This window comes from Peptococcaceae bacterium, from assembly GCA_024655825.1.
GTDB lineage: Bacteria > Bacillota > Peptococcia > DRI-13 > PHAD01 > JANLFJ01.
On the sequence record JANLFJ010000002.1, the window covers coordinates 78,718 to 95,361 of the forward strand.

13 protein-coding genes are annotated in these 16,644 nt (G+C 49.6%); 1 reads left to right on the forward strand and 12 read right to left on the reverse strand.

What is annotated here, in order from left to right:
* Positions 1-77 precede the first annotated feature (77 nt).
* The 5 genes from NUV48_01300 to NUV48_01320 all read right to left on the reverse strand — a co-directional run bounded on the left by NUV48_01300 (position 78) and on the right by NUV48_01320 (position 6,352).
* Entirely contained in the window at positions 78-1,439 is a 1,362-nt protein-coding gene (locus NUV48_01300) for a sigma-54 dependent transcriptional regulator (protein MCR4440774.1), read from the reverse strand.
* Positions 1,423-3,429, reverse strand: coding sequence for a transporter substrate-binding domain-containing protein (locus NUV48_01305; protein MCR4440775.1), 2,007 nt, complete (start codon positions 3,427-3,429; stop codon positions 1,423-1,425). Before NUV48_01305 ends, NUV48_01300 begins: the two co-directional genes overlap by 17 nt.
* A 218-nt stretch (positions 3,430-3,647) precedes the next feature.
* Positions 3,648-4,430, reverse strand: a complete 783-nt coding sequence (locus tag NUV48_01310) for an energy-coupling factor ABC transporter ATP-binding protein (protein ID MCR4440776.1) — start codon at positions 4,428-4,430, stop codon at positions 3,648-3,650.
* Positions 4,427-5,236, reverse strand: a complete 810-nt coding sequence (cbiQ, locus tag NUV48_01315) for a cobalt ECF transporter T component CbiQ (protein ID MCR4440777.1) — start codon at positions 5,234-5,236, stop codon at positions 4,427-4,429. The genes NUV48_01310 and cbiQ overlap by 4 nt, the downstream gene beginning before the upstream one ends.
* Positions 5,237-5,299: 63 nt before the next feature.
* Positions 5,300-6,352, reverse strand: a complete 1,053-nt coding sequence (locus NUV48_01320) for an energy-coupling factor ABC transporter permease (protein MCR4440778.1) — start codon at positions 6,350-6,352, stop codon at positions 5,300-5,302.
* 393 nt (positions 6,353-6,745) lie between these two features.
* Here NUV48_01320 and NUV48_01325 point away from each other — a divergent pair, with 393 nt between their 5' ends.
* Positions 6,746-10,096 (forward strand): UvrD-helicase domain-containing protein, encoded by a 3,351-nt coding sequence (locus NUV48_01325; protein MCR4440779.1) that lies wholly within the window; start codon positions 6,746-6,748, stop codon positions 10,094-10,096.
* On the opposite strand, the gene NUV48_01330 is transcribed toward NUV48_01325, so the two are convergent.
* The 7 genes from NUV48_01330 to NUV48_01360 all read right to left on the reverse strand — a co-directional run bounded on the left by NUV48_01330 (position 10,063) and on the right by NUV48_01360 (position 16,584).
* Entirely contained in the window at positions 10,063-10,761 is a 699-nt protein-coding gene (locus NUV48_01330; protein MCR4440780.1) for a hypothetical protein, read from the reverse strand. The genes NUV48_01325 and NUV48_01330 overlap by 34 nt on opposite strands.
* 16 nt (positions 10,762-10,777) lie before the next feature.
* Entirely contained in the window at positions 10,778-11,791 is a 1,014-nt protein-coding gene (gene galE, locus NUV48_01335; GenBank protein ID MCR4440781.1) for a UDP-glucose 4-epimerase GalE, read from the reverse strand.
* Positions 11,724-12,701, reverse strand: coding sequence for a UTP--glucose-1-phosphate uridylyltransferase GalU (galU, locus tag NUV48_01340; protein MCR4440782.1), 978 nt, complete (start codon positions 12,699-12,701; stop codon positions 11,724-11,726). Before galU ends, galE begins: the two co-directional genes overlap by 68 nt.
* The gene (locus NUV48_01345; protein ID MCR4440783.1) at positions 12,691-13,110 is read right to left on the reverse strand and encodes a GtrA family protein; all 420 of its coding nucleotides are present in this window, start codon (positions 13,108-13,110) and stop codon (positions 12,691-12,693) included. The genes galU and NUV48_01345 overlap by 11 nt, the downstream gene beginning before the upstream one ends.
* A gap of 28 nt (positions 13,111-13,138) precedes the next feature.
* Positions 13,139-14,086: a glycosyltransferase family 2 protein gene (locus NUV48_01350; protein MCR4440784.1), complete on the reverse strand. Its 948-nt coding sequence runs from the start codon at positions 14,084-14,086 to the stop codon at positions 13,139-13,141.
* 34 nt (positions 14,087-14,120) lie between these two features.
* Positions 14,121-16,202: a glycosyltransferase family 39 protein gene (locus NUV48_01355; GenBank protein ID MCR4440785.1), complete on the reverse strand. Its 2,082-nt coding sequence runs from the start codon at positions 16,200-16,202 to the stop codon at positions 14,121-14,123.
* Between the two features lie 82 nt (positions 16,203-16,284).
* A complete protein-coding gene (locus tag NUV48_01360; protein MCR4440786.1) occupies positions 16,285-16,584 on the reverse strand; it encodes a hypothetical protein in 300 nt (99 codons plus the stop codon).
* Positions 16,585-16,644: the final 60 nt, after the last annotated feature.

Here is a 16,644-nt window from a genome sequence, read left to right on the forward strand (position 1 = left end):
CAGGTTGTAAACACAAGTGTGCAATTTTTGCAAGCTTTTCGTTTCCTTGTATGAATTTTTTGCATAACGGCATGTCCTTACACGCCGTATTCCCTGATTTTATAATGTAAGCCTCTTTCACTTATTCCGAGCATTTCCGCAGTTCTCCGCTTGTTCCCGCCGCACGCCTCAAGGGTTTTTTGGATCAGCTTCATCTCTACATCGCGCAGCGTCTCCCCGACCCGGACCGTGAAAAAAGGGCCGCTTGCTTGCGCGTGGAACGCCGATTTCCTCAGGTGAGGCGGCAGGTCCCCGCAAGTAATGGTTGGGCCGGAACTTAAAGCCACCGCCCTTTCTATAATGTTTTCCAGTTCCCGCACGTTTCCCCTGTAATCATAATTTTCCAGCATCTCCAGGGCATCCTTTTCAATGCTGGCGATCTTCTTTCGGAAAGCGCCGCCGTATTGATTAATGAATTTGTCGACAAGCAGGGGGATGTCTTCCCGTCTTTCCCTAAGCGGCGGCAGTTTTATATGAATGACGTTGATGCGGTAAAAAAGGTCAGGCCGGAACGTCCCCTTTTCTATTTCCGCTTCAAGGTCCTTGTTGGTTGCCGATATCAACCGGACATCGATCTTGCGCCTGTTATTGGAACCAAGCGGCGTAATCTCTTTATCCTGTAAAACGCGCAGCACTTTCGACTGCAGGTTGTAATCCATATCTCCTATCTCATCGAGAAAAATCGTCCCCTTGTCCGCCAGCTCAAATTTGCCCGCTTTTCTGTTTGCCGCTCCGGTAAAAGCGCCTTTTTCATATCCGAAAAGCTCGCTTTCCAGAAGGGCGGAAGGTATGGCCGCGCAATTGACCACTTCGAAATGGTGCTCGCCTCTTCTCCCCAGGTAATGAAGGGCCTTGGCGACCAGCTCTTTGCCCGTCCCGCTTTCCCCGGTGATCAAGACGTTGGAATCAATGTCTTTTATTTTTTCAATAAGTTCAAACACCTGCCTCATGCTCTGGGATTTGCCAATAATATTAGCCAGGCTGTATTTCTGCTTGACCTCTTTGTTCAAATAATTCAGTTCGGTATTCAGGCGCCTGTATTCAAGCGCTTTTTGCGTCAGAACCTTCAGTTCTTCAATTTCAATGGGTTTTGTCAGGTAGTAATAAGCGCCTTCTTTTATCGCTTCCACGGTGGACTTTATACTCCCAAACGCCGTCATGATAATTACCGGCGTATCTTTATAACCGTCGCAAATCCGGCGCAACAAATCAAGACCGTTCTCCGGCCCGAGCTTCAGATCAAGCAGGACAAGGTCGATTTCGTTTGCGTTCAGGATCTCCAGGGCCTCCTTCGACCCTCTCGCCGTGAAAACAGAGTAGTCACGGTTCAACGCATATTTTAATGATGAACAAATGGCTTTTTCATCATCGACGACCAGTATGCTATTCATCTGCATCATCCTTTTTCTCCCGGGGCAAGATGACCGTCACTCTTGTACCCTCGTTTTCTTGGCTGTCAATACTGATCTCGCCGCCGTGTTCCTTGACCAGCTGGTAACATATGGAGAGGCCCAGCCCCGTTCCATCCTTTTTCAACGAAAAAAAAGGGTCCATCACTTTGTCCAGCAATTGGGCAGGTATTCCCTTGCCCGAATCGCTCACCTCAATTACTGTCTTCATCTCGGCTTCAGATGCTTTGAGGCTGATCTTGCCTCTGGATTCAACGGCCTGGATCGCGTTCAGCATCAGGTTGATGATGATCTGCTTGAACTGCTGCCTGTCGGCATAAGCCAGGACGTTCTCGCCCGCTTCCACCTTTATCTCGATTCCCTTTTCAAGGCACTCATTGTGGAAAAGAGAAAGAACCTCCAGGAGGAATAATTTTACCGGGATCATTTCCTTATTGGCTTTGCGCGGCCGCGCGTAATCGAGCAGGTCCGTGGCCAGGCGGTTCAACCGGTCCAGTTCCTGCGGGACATATTCCAGCATTTCTTTTTGAAAGCTGCGGTCCTCCAGACGGGAGGGGAGCAGTTTGACAAACGTTTTAACAGCCATCAGCGGGTTGCGGATCTCATGGGCAATTGCAGCCACCAGCTGCCCGAGGGCTTGCATCTTATCTTTTTGTCGCAGGGTTTCCTGCAGCCTTCTTTCGCCGGTAACATCCCGGAAACTGATAATGGCCCCGTTTATGGCATCAGAACCTGCGCGCAAAGGAAACAGGCTATAACTTATGACCTTGTCCTCGCCGTTGGTGCGCATGGTTTTCTCCTGGTTGAAAAATGTTTCACCGTTTTCAAGCACCAGGCGCAGCTTTTCCATATCAATAAACCTGTCCAGGGGCAAGTCCCGGATGTTGGCCCCAACCACCTCCATATCCTTTTCCGTTTTCAACTGGCGCCAGGAATGGGTATTGCAAAAACTCACCATCCCGTCGCGTCTAACGGTCATCACGCCCTGAAAGACGCTTTCCAGGATTTGAATTTTAAAACCGTGTTCCTTGTTTATTCTTTCATTCTGCTCCTGGAGCATCCTGTTAGCATCGGCGAGTTCCTGGGTTCGTTTTCTTACTTCTTGTTTAAGAAGCTGGTTCCACCTCAAAACAACAAGCACAAGCAGTCCGGCGCCGCCCAGGACGAAAAACAGCCGGCGCATGACGTTTCCCCATATCTCACCGGGAGTCTGAATGATTTCGCCAAACCATTTTTTGTATATTTTATCGTAGGTCCCATTGGCTTTTATCTGTTTCAGCCCCCTGTTAAAAACCTCCAAAAACTCCGTATTACCCTTTTTAACAGCCAGAGAATACTTGGCAGGCTCTATTTCGCCGCCGACAAGCTTGATGAAATTGGTCTGCTTCCATTTTTGAATAGTGTATAAGCCAACCATTTTATTGCCCACAAAGGCATCGACATTACCCATCATCAAAAGAAGGATGCCCTGCTGCTGGTTATCAACGTAATAAAGAGACTCCGGTGTTTTGTACCGGAGAAGAGCCGGGGGGACATTCCCTTTTTGGACGGCCACGCGCACGTGCTGCAAGTCTTCGATATCCGCTATGAAGTTGTTGTCGTGCCTGACAAAAATGCACCTGGAAATAGTAAGATAGGGTTCGGAAAAATCATACATCTTTTTTCGTTCATCAGTCTGTGTCATCCCCTGAATGGCGTCAATATCGCCCTTTTCAATGGATGCGGGTAGCATATACAAGGGCATGGGGTGAAGTTCTATATCCAAACCCGATTGAATAGCTATGGCGTGCATTATATCGACGTTAAACCCCTTATAGATACCGTTATCATTAACATATTCGTAAGGGGGGAGGTGATTGTCTCCTCCGACTTTTATGGAGCGCTGGGTAATCACCTCCGCGCCGGGCAGGGGTTCTGGTATTGCTGTAAAGAAAAGAAAAAGGCATAAGCCAAAAACATATTTTATATTTTTTTTTCGCAAAACAGACCCTCCCTTTTATTCAATATAATCATATCATGTTTAACAAACTAACCTCAACTTACTAATAACAGCTGATAGTGTCCCAATACTGTTGGAATTACCTCGTAAAACTCATAGAGGTAAAAAAGTCTCTCGAAATAACACAAATATTTGTCAAATTTTAGGAGTAAAAAAATAAAATGCATTTGGTCGAATTTCTGTAGCCAAACTACCTTGCATTATAAGGAGGCATTCTTCCAAATACCTATATTTTTCTCTCCACAGACAGGGCAGTTTTGGAGAGCCAGCGGCAATTCAAGGCCACATTCATCCAGCAATTCTGCATTCGTAAGAATTTCTGAAGTATGTCCATCTGCCGCGATTTTTCCATCTTTTATCACAATGGTTCTTTCGCAAAGCTCAAATACCATATCTAAATCATGGCTTGTAATGATTTTTGTATGTGTAAAGCTTTTAAGCAATTTTATGACCCGCCGCCTTGATTGGGGATCGAGTGCAGCGGTCGGTTCATCCATCACGAGAATATCAGGTTGCATCGAAAGCACAGAGGCAATGGCTGCAGCCCGCTTCTCACCTTCTGACAATTTGAAGGGAGCACGGTCTTTCAGATGAAGGATTCCCACCATCTCCAATGCTTGTATGACACGCTTTTCTACTTCTTTTTCATCCAGCTTGTAATTGCGCGGGCCAAAAGCCACATCATCATAGACCGTGGTCATGAACAACTGGTCATCCGGATCCTGAAAAACCATGCCGAGTCTTTGCCGGATCATGGAAAGTGTCTTTTTTGTCACTTGAACTTCACCCACCCGAACTTCTCCCTGGCAAGGAAAAAGAACACCTAATAACAGCATCAACAGCGTTGATTTTCCTGCGCCATTAGCACCAATGATTCCCACCGCCTCCCCGTGATGGATTCGGAAAGACAAACCATTTATGGCTTGGTGCCCATCGGGATAAGTGTAATGCACATCTATTACCTCTGTTATATGGTGACTCATCTTCCCACCCCTGTTATCAATGAACCTATCAACATCGGGATATTATAAATTCTTGCTACGGCAAAAAACATAACCCATCCTGCTAGATATATCCAATCGGAGGCTTTAATCTTTCGGCAGCTTTCTGTATTATATTCCCCCGCAAAACCTCTTAAGCACATCGCCTGATAAATACGCTGCGCCCTTGCAAATGTTTTTAGCAACAGTTGCCCTGCCAGAGATCCCCAAACGCCCGGGTGAATACCCTTTTGCTGAGGAGCCCGCAGGGAATAAGCACTTACTATCCGGGTAACCTCCACCATCAGCACCGAGATATATCGATATGTCAAAAGAAGCTGCAGGACAAACAAACGTGGGATTTTCAGCATCCTCAGAGCCGAGGCAAGGCTGTCCATCCCCGTGGTCGCAATAAGGATAAGCGCGGCTGTAACCGTGAATCCGCACTTTAAAAAGATGGAAAAAAAGGTGATCCACCCTCTCGAAAGGATGAACCCGCTAAGAATAAAGGCCTGGTGATCAAATAAAGGGTTTAATATACCTATACCAATGATAAAAGGTTCGACCAGTAGTATTCTTTTTAATATCGGTTTTATCGGAAGCTCCGCCAGTACCAACACCAGCAAAGGATAAAAAATAAGCGGAAATAATCCAATTATCTCATATCGATCAAAGGATACAACCACAGTCAGGTAAACGACTGTGGTCAAAAGTTTCACAAGTGGATGTATCCTGTGAATAATGGTTTCTTTCCGAGCTAGGTCGTCCAGAAGCCGTATATTATATAAGGAATTCGTGATGTTCGCCATATCAATAACCAAATCCTAACCAAAAGATATTAAGCATAGTTGTTGATACTGCCCCGGATATCTTCAAGCGGACACATCTTGCTTTCTTCTTTTGATCAGGCTGATAATAAACCCGGTAAGAGCTGCCAGCGCAAGCGTCATACCGCCGCCAACCAACCCTGAAAGGCTGGTGCCGCCACTCACGGCAGGCCAGGACTCTTGGCCTTCCCCGGTATTCTGTTCCTTCTCATTCTCAGGTGTTTTAAAACTATAATCGGGTAAAAAGGCGATCTTGCTTTGGATTTCAGAAAATACATGATGAATGCCATCTTTCGCTTCAAGCTCCTCTATTCCTGCGGTCTTGAACATAGACCATTCCAAACCATCAGGATTTGCTGAAGCAAACCACGAGAAGATTCCCCCTGTAATCACCGCAGCAATAGCAAGGCCAGTCAAAACTTTTTTTATGGAGAGGTTGCCCAGCGCTTTACCCAATGCAGCCTTCTCAATGATTTCCGGTTGCGCCTTCCAGACAAATGTTACAATAACTGCAGTGACAAGGCCTTCCACCACACCTATCGCCAAATGAATGGGTTGCATCAGCATGACGAAGGTGCTGAAAGGCAATTCAGTCTTCCCGGAAAAAAATGTTTCAAGTACGACCCCGAAAGCTCCAAGCTGAAGGCCTATAATGGCAGATAGCATTGCTGCACCAAAAATACGATTGGGGGAATAGCCTTTACCCATGATCTGCTTATAAACAAGCGGATAGGCAATAAAACATGTGAAAAAACCAAGATTAAATACATTACAGCCTAGCGCCAACAAGCCTCCATCGGCAAAGAACAAGGCTTGTATGACAAGAATTGAGGCCATGGTAAGGAATCCGGCATAAGGGCCAAGTAGAATAGAAAGAAGCAGACCCCCTCCAAGGTGACCACTGGAACCGGTGCCTGGAATTGAAAAATTAATCATCTGGGCGGCAAAAACAAAAGCGCCCATAACTCCCATCAACGGAATTTTCTTCTCATCCATATCATCCTGAATTTTTTTGATCGAATAAGCCGCAACTCCTGCAGTAGCTGTCCACATGGCTCCACCCACTACAGGCGAGATTAAAGCATCCGCCATATGCATGATTATCAACTCCTCTAAAAATAATAACCCATGAAGGTTGAATAATAATTCATCCCCTTCATGGGTTTGCTGTACATTTCTTCAGAAGTGCGAACAAAATCTTCACAACTTTGCCTGACAATAATATATCACAGTTCTTGAACGCAAGTCAAACATATATGTATGACTTCTATGTGCGGCACTACTTTTCGTATTTTTTGTTTTGTTGCCCCTTGTGATTACTGGCCTCTTCGGTTATATTGTGCCCATTTTGAATATTGGGCTGTCAAACTCAAGTCTAATAGTTATGCCCTTGATATTTCTTCATGGTACTCCACTGTAGCTTTCCTCAAATTAAATGTATTTTCATGGTATAATATAACTTAATTTTATAAAAAGAACAGGTGTATTATCATGTTTATTGCTGATTTTCATATACATTCAAAATACTCAAGAGCCACAAGCAGGGAATGTGTACCTGAAATGCTTGAAATGTGGGCGAGACGTAAAGGGATTGACGTTATAGGGACAGGCGATTTCACCCATCCGGCCTGGCGTGAAGAATTAAAGGAGAAGCTTGTTCCTTCAGGAGAAGGCCTTTATGTCCTTAAAAGCGATTACCGCAAAGAGGATAAAGTCGCAGGAAGAGATTGTAATCCTCAATTCATTGTTTCCGGCGAAATCAGTTCCATATACAAAAAGAATGGAAGGGTAAGAAAGGTTCACAACCTGATACTGCTGCCCGGCTTGGAACATGCCGAATCAATAGCGCGCCGGCTTGAGGCCGTAGGTAATTTGCATTCCGACGGCAGGCCGATATTGGGCCTCGACAGCAGGGATCTGCTTGAGATAGTGCTCGATATGTGCCCAGAGGCCATATTTATTCCTGCTCATATCTGGACCCCGCATTTTTCCTTGTACGGTGCCTATTCCGGCTTTGACGATATCAAGGAGTGTTTCGAAGATTTAACAGGCTGTATCTATGCCCTCGAAACGGGTCTTTCCTCAAACCCTCCCATGAACTGGCGCCTTTCCGCGCTGGATGAATTCATGCTGGTTTCCAATTCGGATGCGCATTCTCCGGCCAACCTGGGAAGAGAAGCAAACATTTTTGACACCGGGCTTTCTTACAGGGGCATCTTGCAGGCTTTAAAAAACCGCAGTACAAAGGAATTCTACGGTACCATAGAGTTTTTTCCGGAAGAAGGAAAATACCACTACGACGGGCACAGGGCGTGCAAGGTATGCTGGAAGCCTGCGGATACAAAAACTGCGGCAGGCATATGCCCTGTATGCGGCGAAAGGATTACAGTGGGTGTGCTTCACCGGGTTGAAGCGCTTGCAGACAGGGAAGAGGGCTTTGTCCCTCCGGCGGCAAAGCATTTTGAAAGCCTTGTTCCGCTTCATGAGGTGATAGCTTCCTCCATAGGCCATACTGCTGCCGGCGTGAAGGTGAAGGAAAAGTACGATGACCTGATACGGAGCCTGGGGCCGGAGCTGTTTATACTCCGCGAGGCGCCGCTAAAGGATATTGAACTGGCGGCAGGCCCCTGTATAGCTGAAGGCATCCGCAGGCTGAGATGCGGCAAGGTGGAAATACAACCCGGATTTGATGGAGAATACGGCAGAATTAAAATAATGGACAAAAGCGAAATAGATACGCTTTCCGGCCAGTTATGCTTTCTTAACGATAAAATTAATGATATTAAAAGTCAATCCATATCCAAAACGATTGAGGATAAAAAAGGTTCAGCCAGGAAAGCCGCCCTGGCGCCGATTTTAGCAGATGCCTGCCCGCTAAATGGTAGTGAGGACACGATGAAAACTGCTCCCGCAGACACTCTCTATGGGTTGAACCAGGAACAGTGGGAAGCAGTTTCATCCTCCAACCAGACAATTGCGGTCATGGCCGGTCCCGGAACCGGCAAAACAAAAACACTGGTGTGCCGTATCGCCTATCTTGTTGAAAAATGTGGCGTACATCCCTCGCAGGTAACAGCCGTTACCTTTACCAATAAGGCTGCAAATGAGATGCGCGTCCGTCTGGAGAAGCATTTCGGGGACAAGCGGACCGCGCGAGCCATAACCATAGGGACATTTCACTCCATCTGTCTGCAGATTTTATCCAGATGGAAGGGCAAGCATAACATCACGATTATTGATGAATGTAATGCCGTTTCAATCGTCGAGGAAATATTAAAGGGCATCAAATTGAAAATTTCTCCCCGGGATGTCATGAGAGGGATATCACTGATTAAAAGCGGCGCGGCCCTGGCGGGAGATCAGAAAAAATCGGATGTTCCAGCCGATGTATACGGTTTATACTGCTCACAGCTTGCGCGTTACGGTGTCATGGACTATGACGATATTCTCCTGGAAGTACTCAAACGGTTCGAGGGTACGAACCAAGGGGATATGGCGGACGGGAGCCTGGGAAACTCTTTCTCCCATCTTCTGGTGGATGAGTTTCAGGATATCAACGAGATCCAATACCGCTTGCTAAAAGAATGGAGCAGGAAAAGCAAGAGTATTTTTATTATAGGCGACCCTGACCAGTCGATTTATGGTTTCAGGGGTTCGGATTTCCGCTATTTTGAAAGGTTTAAAGAGGATTTCCCCGACATCCGGCACGTCCGGTTAACGCAGAATTACCGTTCCACGCCCGAGATCATCGTTTGCGCCCGGGCGGTAATCTCGAAGGAGAAGGCGGGCGGCCCCGCCCGTTCCCTGGAAACGAAAAGGAAAAACGGCGCCAAAGTACGCCTGGTAGCAACCAATGACGAATTCTCCGAGGCGCTGTTGGTGGCCAAGGAAATAAACCGGATGGTCGGCGGGATCGATATGCTCGATGCGCAGGCGCTGCCGGCCCCCAATAGAAAAAGATCTGCGGCGGAGCACCCGCGAGGCTTTTCCGATATCGCCGTGCTATACCGCACCAACCGTCAGGCGGAAATTCTGGAACAGTGCCTTCTTAAAGAAAGCATCCCCTATGTGGTCGTCGGGCGAGACGAGTTCCTTTCTGAGGAGCCGGTCCGCAAAACCATCGCCTTTTTCAAATTTTTGCTCAACCCAGGGGATATTGCCTCACTATGGGTATGCCTTAAAACCGGAAACATATACCCGGCAGACCTCACACAAAAGGTCCTGGAAAGTTACGCCGCAGTTGAGAGAAGCGTGTCATCCCTTGCCAGGATAATGGAAAGGGTCCAAGCGCCGCCTGTACCGGACAAGCCCAGGAAATTTATTGAAATGCTGAAGAAGTATGAACCTGTTATCCGCAAACAAAAACCGGGGACGATTATCGATTCCTGGATAAGCGACAACAACCTGTCAGGACTGAAGTGCATGGACCTGCTTTTAAATACAGCCGTAATGCATCACAATCTGAATTCTTTTATCCACAACCTTGTGCTGGGGCGCGAAAGCGATATCGTCCGCAGCGGCCGCAGGGCGTATTCCCCGGATGCCGTTTCGTTGATGACCCTGCATGGGGCAAAAGGTCTTGAATTCCCAGTAGTGTTCCTGTGCGGCGCAAACGACGGGATTATTCCGTTAAGGACCCCCGGCCGCGACTTCAATTTGGACGAGGAAAGACGGCTTTTCTATGTCGGGATGACAAGAGCGCAGGATGAACTCATCCTGCTGACCTCCCGCGCCCCTTCTCCTTTTATTGCCGACATACCTGAAGAACACCTGGCAACAGAAAATGCATTTGCGCGAAAGCAAGCGCCTCAATTCAAGCAAGTCAGCCTTTTTGACCTATAGCCCAAAATCGATAATAGAACCTTAACCAGGCAAAAAAACAATGCGGTGAAAAACGGGTTCAAGGCAGGGACAGCCGCAATTTTGCCGATTACATACAAAATATAAACATAGAGCGGCGGATAGTCCAACCGGGTATTCGAATAAACTGAAAAAAGATCGTTTGCGGCCGCGGCAGCCCAGCTTTTGAAAGTATTTATATCATAAGGGTGCCCACTAATTAAAACCGCGCAGGTGACCCGCAAAACGAGCCCAACCCCCAACAGGGTAAGCAACAACAATCTGACATTGCCCTGAAAAATCTTTGTCTTTTGATTTATTAAAAAATAGTAGGCTATAATGATTAACAACCAAAAAGCAATTGAGTAGATAATCAGGCAAGGATCATACTGAATGCCTCCCCCTGCCGCTCCCAATTCTCTTCTCCCCAGGCCACCGTTAGGCCGCCCCGTCGGACGGTTCGTCCCGCCCGGATTCGGCCTCAGTGCCGGTTGGCTTGCATTGTCATCGCGGTTAAATCGGTGGGGCAGAATATTCCCCTGCCCGGTCTCGCTTTGAGTAACGGCGCTCGTCCCATGGCTATCCCAAATTGTATAGACACACATAATTCCTGCCGCCAGCGCTGTCAAAACCAAGACTGCGCCCAACAGCCGCTTTTTCAGAATCACCTCGCAACCGCTCCTTTCAATGGCGTTTCCGGCCAGGCCCCTGTTCTCCGTAGCCATAGGGATGGGCGCTGTGCCAGCGCAGGGCGCTTGATAATATCGTGTCCAGATCGCTGTGTTCTGGCTCCCAACCAAAAACGCTCTTCATGGCGGAGTTGTCGGCCACCAGGCTATGCGGGTCTCCTGCCCGGCGTTCTACATATTCAACAGGGAGCTTATCCCCAATGAGAGCCTCTGCTTTTTGAATAATCTCCATCACCGAAAACCCTCGGCCCGTGCCAACATTCAAAGCCCTGCCTGGCAGTCCATTCTCCAGGGCGCCGAGAGCAAGAATATGAGCTTTGGCCAGGTCCAGCACATGGATATAATCGCGAATGCAGGTGCCGTCAGGTGTATCATAGTCCGTGCCGTATACATAAAGCCTCTGCCGCAGCCCCAGGGCTGTTTGCAGCATCAGGGGAACGAGGTGCATCTCCGGCCGGTGGTCTTCGCCAAGCTGACCGTCCAGCGCCGCTCCCGCGGCATTAAAATAGCGCAGGGCTATCCAGCCGATCCCATGCGCCCTGCCCATCCACTGCAGGTATTCTTCAATCATGCGCTTGGAAGCGCCATAGGGGTTAATCGGCTCAAGCGGGGACCCCTCGCTGATCGGGACGGCCTCAGGAATCCCATATACAGCAGCGGTGGACGAAAGGACCACCTGCTTTACGCCGGCCTTCACGGCTTCTTCCAGGAACGCAAAGGACTGGGCCGTATTTTCACGAAAATACAGTTCCGGTTGGGCATAGGATTCGCTGACCAGACTCTTGGCGGCAAAATGGATCACCGAACCAATCTCATGGGTTTCGATAATAAACCTCACCAGCTCAAGGTCAGCTATATCCCCCTCGTAAAAATGCCGGCTGGCGACAGCCTCCCGGTGGCCGGTGGACAGGTTATCCAGAACCGCCACCGGCACTCCTGCCTTAATTAGCTCGGCAACCGTGTGACTGCCGATATAGCCCGCGCCGCCTGTCACCAAAACCGGCTTCATATATAACCTCCCGCTTCCTGCAGATCCGTTTTTCTTCAAACAATACTTCTTCCATATAGGCCAGCAAATCAGAGTACAATTCCGGGCGGGCCAAGGCCAGTTTGATTCCGGCCTGCAGATAGCCCAGCTTATCCCCCACATCGAAACGCCTGCCTGCCAAGGGCAGCGCCAGCAGCGGGCGCTCCCGGCACACTTCCTTAAGCGCGTCTGTCAACTGGAACTCTCCGCCGCGGCCCGGTTTTAACTGTTCGAGGACCGGAAAGATGGATGGCTTTAAGATATAGCGCCCAATAACCGCAAGATTAGACGGAGCCTCCTCCACGGCCGGTTTTTCCACCAAATCGTTAATCCAAAACGCTTCTCCCGGGTCCTGCAGATTGCCATATTGGGGACAAACAATGCCGTACCTCTTAACGTCCCGGGGGTCTACCCGTTGGACCCCGACCACTTCCGTATCATGCTTTTCGTAAACCTCCATCAACTGCCGCAAAGCCGGCTTTTCGGATACCACGATATCGTCGCCCAGGAGCACGGCAAATGGTTCATCTCCGACAAATTCCCGGGCGCACAACACTGCATGCCCTAAGCCCAAGGGTTCCTGCTGGCGAACGTAGTGGATATGCGCCATTTGAGCAATCCCGCGAATTGTATTGAGGGTGTCCGTATCGCCGCTGGCGGCCAGCGTCCTCTCCAATTCAACGGACCTGTCGAAGTGGTCCTCGATGGCTCGCTTATTTCTTCCCGTTATGATAACGATGCTTTCGATTCCGGACTGCACAATCTCTTCAACAATATATTGAATGGCCGGTTTATCGACTATAGGCAGCATTTCTTTCGGTTGGGCCTTTGTAGCGGGAAGAAACCTGATGCCCAGTCCTGCTGCGGGAATTACGGCTTTCCTAATTTTCACAGAGATCACCTCTCACCTGTTTTTCTTTAAAAACCCAGCAACGGCTGCCAATATAGTTTATCGCCATGCCTGCCCCGGTGGCTGCGAGCTTGCTGGACCAAAGAGCCAGCCGCAGGGAATCCCGGCAGATGAACAACAGCGCTGCCGATACCAGCAGGGCAAGCCCGTTTACCGTGCCAAACTTGACCGCCTCCCAAAAGACAGTATTGCCGGCGGCCCTGAAGGTCCACTGGCGATTAAAATAAAAGCTGTTTACTACCCCTGCGGAATAAGCGACCCCTTGCGCCAGGAGGTGCGGCAGTCCGGCATGAGTCAGGATAAAAAAGACGATAAAATCAACTGCCGTATTGCCTGCCCCTACGGTACAAAAACGCAGGAACTCGAAAAAATTCTGTTTGTTGATGGGCACCCTATTCACCCCTTCATCTTCAGTATAATTATCTCCGGTTTCCAACTTCATCTTCGTTCCGGAGAAGGTAGAGCGGCCTGTTTTTCACTTCGTCATAAATCCTGCCGACATACTCTCCCATTATCCCAAGGGCAATCAGGATCACGCCGTCCAGCAGGAAAAGGCCGGCAAAAAGAACCGCCCATCCCGCGGCCGGATCGCCTTTGAAAAGCGCCAGGGCTACAGACGCAACCAGGCAGACGAAACCGGCAAAAGAGATCGCCAACCCCAGATGCATCGCCAGCTTCAACGGCTTATGAGAAAAGGAAGCGATTCCGTCTGCGGCGAAGCGAAGCATTTTTTTCAGCGGGTATTTTGTCTCCCCGGCGAAACGCTCCTCCCGGACGTACTCCACGGCAGTCTGGGAAAACCCCACCCAGCTGACCAGGCCGCGGACAAAACGGTTTTTCTCCCGGATGCTTTTCATGGCCTCGCATACCTTACGGTCTATCAGCCGGAAGTCACCGGTATCAAGAGGAATATCCACTTCCGCCAGGGCGCGGAGTGTCCGATAGAAAACTGCTGCGGTCCATTTTTTGAACAGGGTCTCCCCATTCCGTTTTACCCGCCTGGCATAGACCACATCATAACCTGCCTGCCATTTCTCAATCATCCGGGGAATCACCTCAGGGGGGTCCTGCAAATCGGCATCAATGATCACCACGGCATCCCCGCGGGCATAATCCATGCCCGCCGTTATCGCCATCTGATGTCCGAAATTGCGCGAGAAATCCAGCAGCCTTACCCTGTCATCCTGTTGGGCGAACTCCCTGATCAGGCTTGCCGTCTGATCACTGCTTCCGTCGTTGACGAAAAGCAGTTCATAAGTGTCCCCTATCGATTCCATCACCAGTGTCAGCCGGCGGTAAGTTTCGTTTACCACGGCTTCTTCGTTGTAAACAGGAACGATGACGGTATAACGAACGGTGCCTTCCATTGCGCCGCCTCCTTGTGTTAATTAATCAACAGCCTTATGGATCGACTCTATACAACGTATTGGCATCTCCCATACCCCTGGGGCCATCGAAAAAACCATTCCCCTGCCACTCTTCCCTGGGAACCTCGGTGCCGTGAGCGCGGATCCATGCCAGCACAGAGCTTCCGCCGCCTCCGAAGCCGGAGCCGGATGAAATGAGGAAGTACTTGATTTCTTTATTTGCCACCATTTTTTCCAGTTTCTCCACCGTAAGAATGGGATCCGAACCGCTGAAACCTCCCATAGCCATGACTGCCTTGCCTGTTTGAATGATATAGTTTTGCGCCGAGCTTGCGTTGGGAACGGCAAAGAGGTATTTTTCCCCGGTGTTGTTTTTGGTTACATAATCAAGCAGCCTGGTATTGATTCCGGAATCCATGTTTCTTCCCCCCACGCCCTGTCGGGGGCCAAAACCCGTTTGCCCCGGACCGGCTTGGGGCAACATGCCGTTGTCGCCGTAAAGAAGGGGCGTGGCTGACCAGTACAGGGGCGCTATCAGCAATACAAGCATTCCGGCCGTTGCGGCCAGGGCAGTCAGCCTCTCTTTTTTAGCGCCGACGAACAATACCAGGGCTAAGCCTATGCCAGCGCTTCCGATGCCAATCGTCCAGCCCGCGCCAATTTGCTGCTGGTAAGGCCGCAGGATATATAACTCAAAAAGAGTGGTGATCAGCAGGCCTGAGGGTAGCAGCCAAGTCTTCCAGCCCTCTTTTTCGCGATACAAGTTCCAGAGCTCGACCCAGCCTGCCCCGGCCAGGGCGGCGATGGGCGGCGCCAGCATAATCAGGTAGTAGTGATGGAAAAACCGCGCCGCACTGAAAAAGACCATCCCTGGCACAAGCCAGCCCAGCCAGAAAAGAGATTCCAATTGTTTATCCGAAAGCGGCTCTTTCCGGCGCAAACCGGACAGCAAACCTGCGCCTGCCAGGGCCACAAACGGCAAGAGCCAGCTGATTTGACCGGACAACTCTCTCTGGAAAAGGCGCAGGGGACCTGGTTGACCTGTGCCGAAGGCGCCGCCCCGGCCTTGTGGTCCACCCCCTGCGAAGCCGCCCATTTGTCCTTGCCTGCCACTGCCGTCAGGGCGTAAGGCTCCGGGAGGCATGTTGCTGCCGTTTGGCTGCATCTGCTGCGGGTTAGGCACAGCAGTTCCATTATCCGTTCCTTGAGCCGGGGTGAGGACTGTGTTCACTCCCGGTCGTGTTGGCTGCTGGCCTGACACGTTTGGGCCGTCCTGGTTTATTGGCTGGCGGTTGGGAGCGGCGCCTCCCGGCCCACCGCCCCTGTTCATGCCCGTAAGGCGGGACAGCCCGTTGTAGCCGAAAGCCAGTTCCAGGACGGAATTAGTCTGGCTGCTACCGATGTAAGGCCGGTTTTCCGGCGGGATCAAGTCGACAACCACGCCCCAAGACAGGGATATGCCGGTCATAATTACCGTTGCCGCTATCAAACCGGCCAGTTTCTTTTTCCACGGGCCTTTGAAGGCCAGCAGGTATAAGAGGTAAAATGCCGGCACCACCAGGTAGGCCTGGAGCATCTTAATATTAAAGCCCACCCCGATCATGGCGAAGGCCGCCAAAACCAAAGAAATCTTGCCGCGCTTAATGCCCTTGAACAACAACCAGGAAGCCAACAGGAGGGCAAAGACCAGGAGGCTGTCAATATTGTTGGTTCGGCTAACGGCAACGGCGATGGGTGAACAGGCCATTACCAGCGAGGCAATCCTGGCCGCCGTTTTCCCGAAGGTCGGCTTGACCAGAATATACACCATCAGGACCGAACCGATCCCCGCCAGGGCCTGAGGAAGAATTACGCTCCAACCGTGAACTCCGAAGACATAAGCAAAAACGGTCTGGACCCAGAAAGCCACCGGCGGTTTATCCACCGTAACAAACCCGGCTGGGTCAAAGGAAGCGAAGAAAAAGTTATGAAAACTCTGCAGCATGCTGGTTACGGCTGCCGTGTAATACGCGTTGGAGTATTGCTCCTTCCAGATATTAAAAATATTTAAAAAAGCGGAGAGCAAAACGATGGGGGCCAGAATTATATCGAAACGAAAACCATTCTTGGGCCTCATTGGATTGATTACCCCTTTCATTTCCGGCGTCGTTACAATAATACCCTTCTTAGCTGAATTGTCCCTTAACCGCAGCTGAATATTAAATGATAAACAACTGAAGATCCGCTGAAAACATCGGCACCAGCACGCTTCCGTTTATATTTATGGGGGCTGGGGAAAAAACCTTTTCAGCACCGTTTATGTAAACCTTAATCGTCGCAGGACCATTATTATCAGCAGGTGGTTGTGGCTTTTTGGAGTCATCTCTTTTGGGCATAAGTTCCATAATCTTATCAACTACGCTTTGAGTTGTGATTCCTTTATTGACGAGTTCAGCCCACATGCTGTTTCTTTCTTGCCTGGACTGTTCTATATACTTCCGGCGTTCTTCCTCACTCATGTTTTTCGTCTTTTCAAATGTCGCCTTTTGCTGTTCCTCTTGTTCCAGAACATATTACCC

What these genes read in the sequence shown, in the direction of transcription:
- galE (MCR4440781.1), bottom strand. Translation starts at nt 11,791, where the DNA reads ATGAAGCCGGTTTTGGTGACAGGCGGCGCGGGCTATATCGGCAGTCAC.
- NUV48_01320 (MCR4440778.1), bottom strand. Translation starts at nt 6,352, where the DNA reads ATGCATATGGCGGATGCTTTAATCTCGCCTGTAGTGGGTGGAGCCATG.
- cbiQ (MCR4440777.1), bottom strand. Translation starts at nt 5,236, where the DNA reads ATGGCGAACATCACGAATTCCTTATATAATATACGGCTTCTGGACGAC.
- NUV48_01355 (MCR4440785.1), bottom strand. Translation starts at nt 16,202, where the DNA reads ATGAGGCCCAAGAATGGTTTTCGTTTCGATATAATTCTGGCCCCCATC.
- NUV48_01350 (MCR4440784.1), bottom strand. Translation starts at nt 14,086, where the DNA reads ATGGAAGGCACCGTTCGTTATACCGTCATCGTTCCTGTTTACAACGAA.
- NUV48_01360 (MCR4440786.1), bottom strand. Translation starts at nt 16,584, where the DNA reads ATGAGTGAGGAAGAACGCCGGAAGTATATAGAACAGTCCAGGCAAGAA.
- NUV48_01300 (MCR4440774.1), bottom strand. Translation starts at nt 1,439, where the DNA reads ATGATGCAGATGAATAGCATACTGGTCGTCGATGATGAAAAAGCCATT.
- NUV48_01310 (MCR4440776.1), bottom strand. Translation starts at nt 4,430, where the DNA reads ATGAGTCACCATATAACAGAGGTAATAGATGTGCATTACACTTATCCC.
- NUV48_01325 (MCR4440779.1), top strand. Translation starts at nt 6,746, where the DNA reads ATGTTTATTGCTGATTTTCATATACATTCAAAATACTCAAGAGCCACA.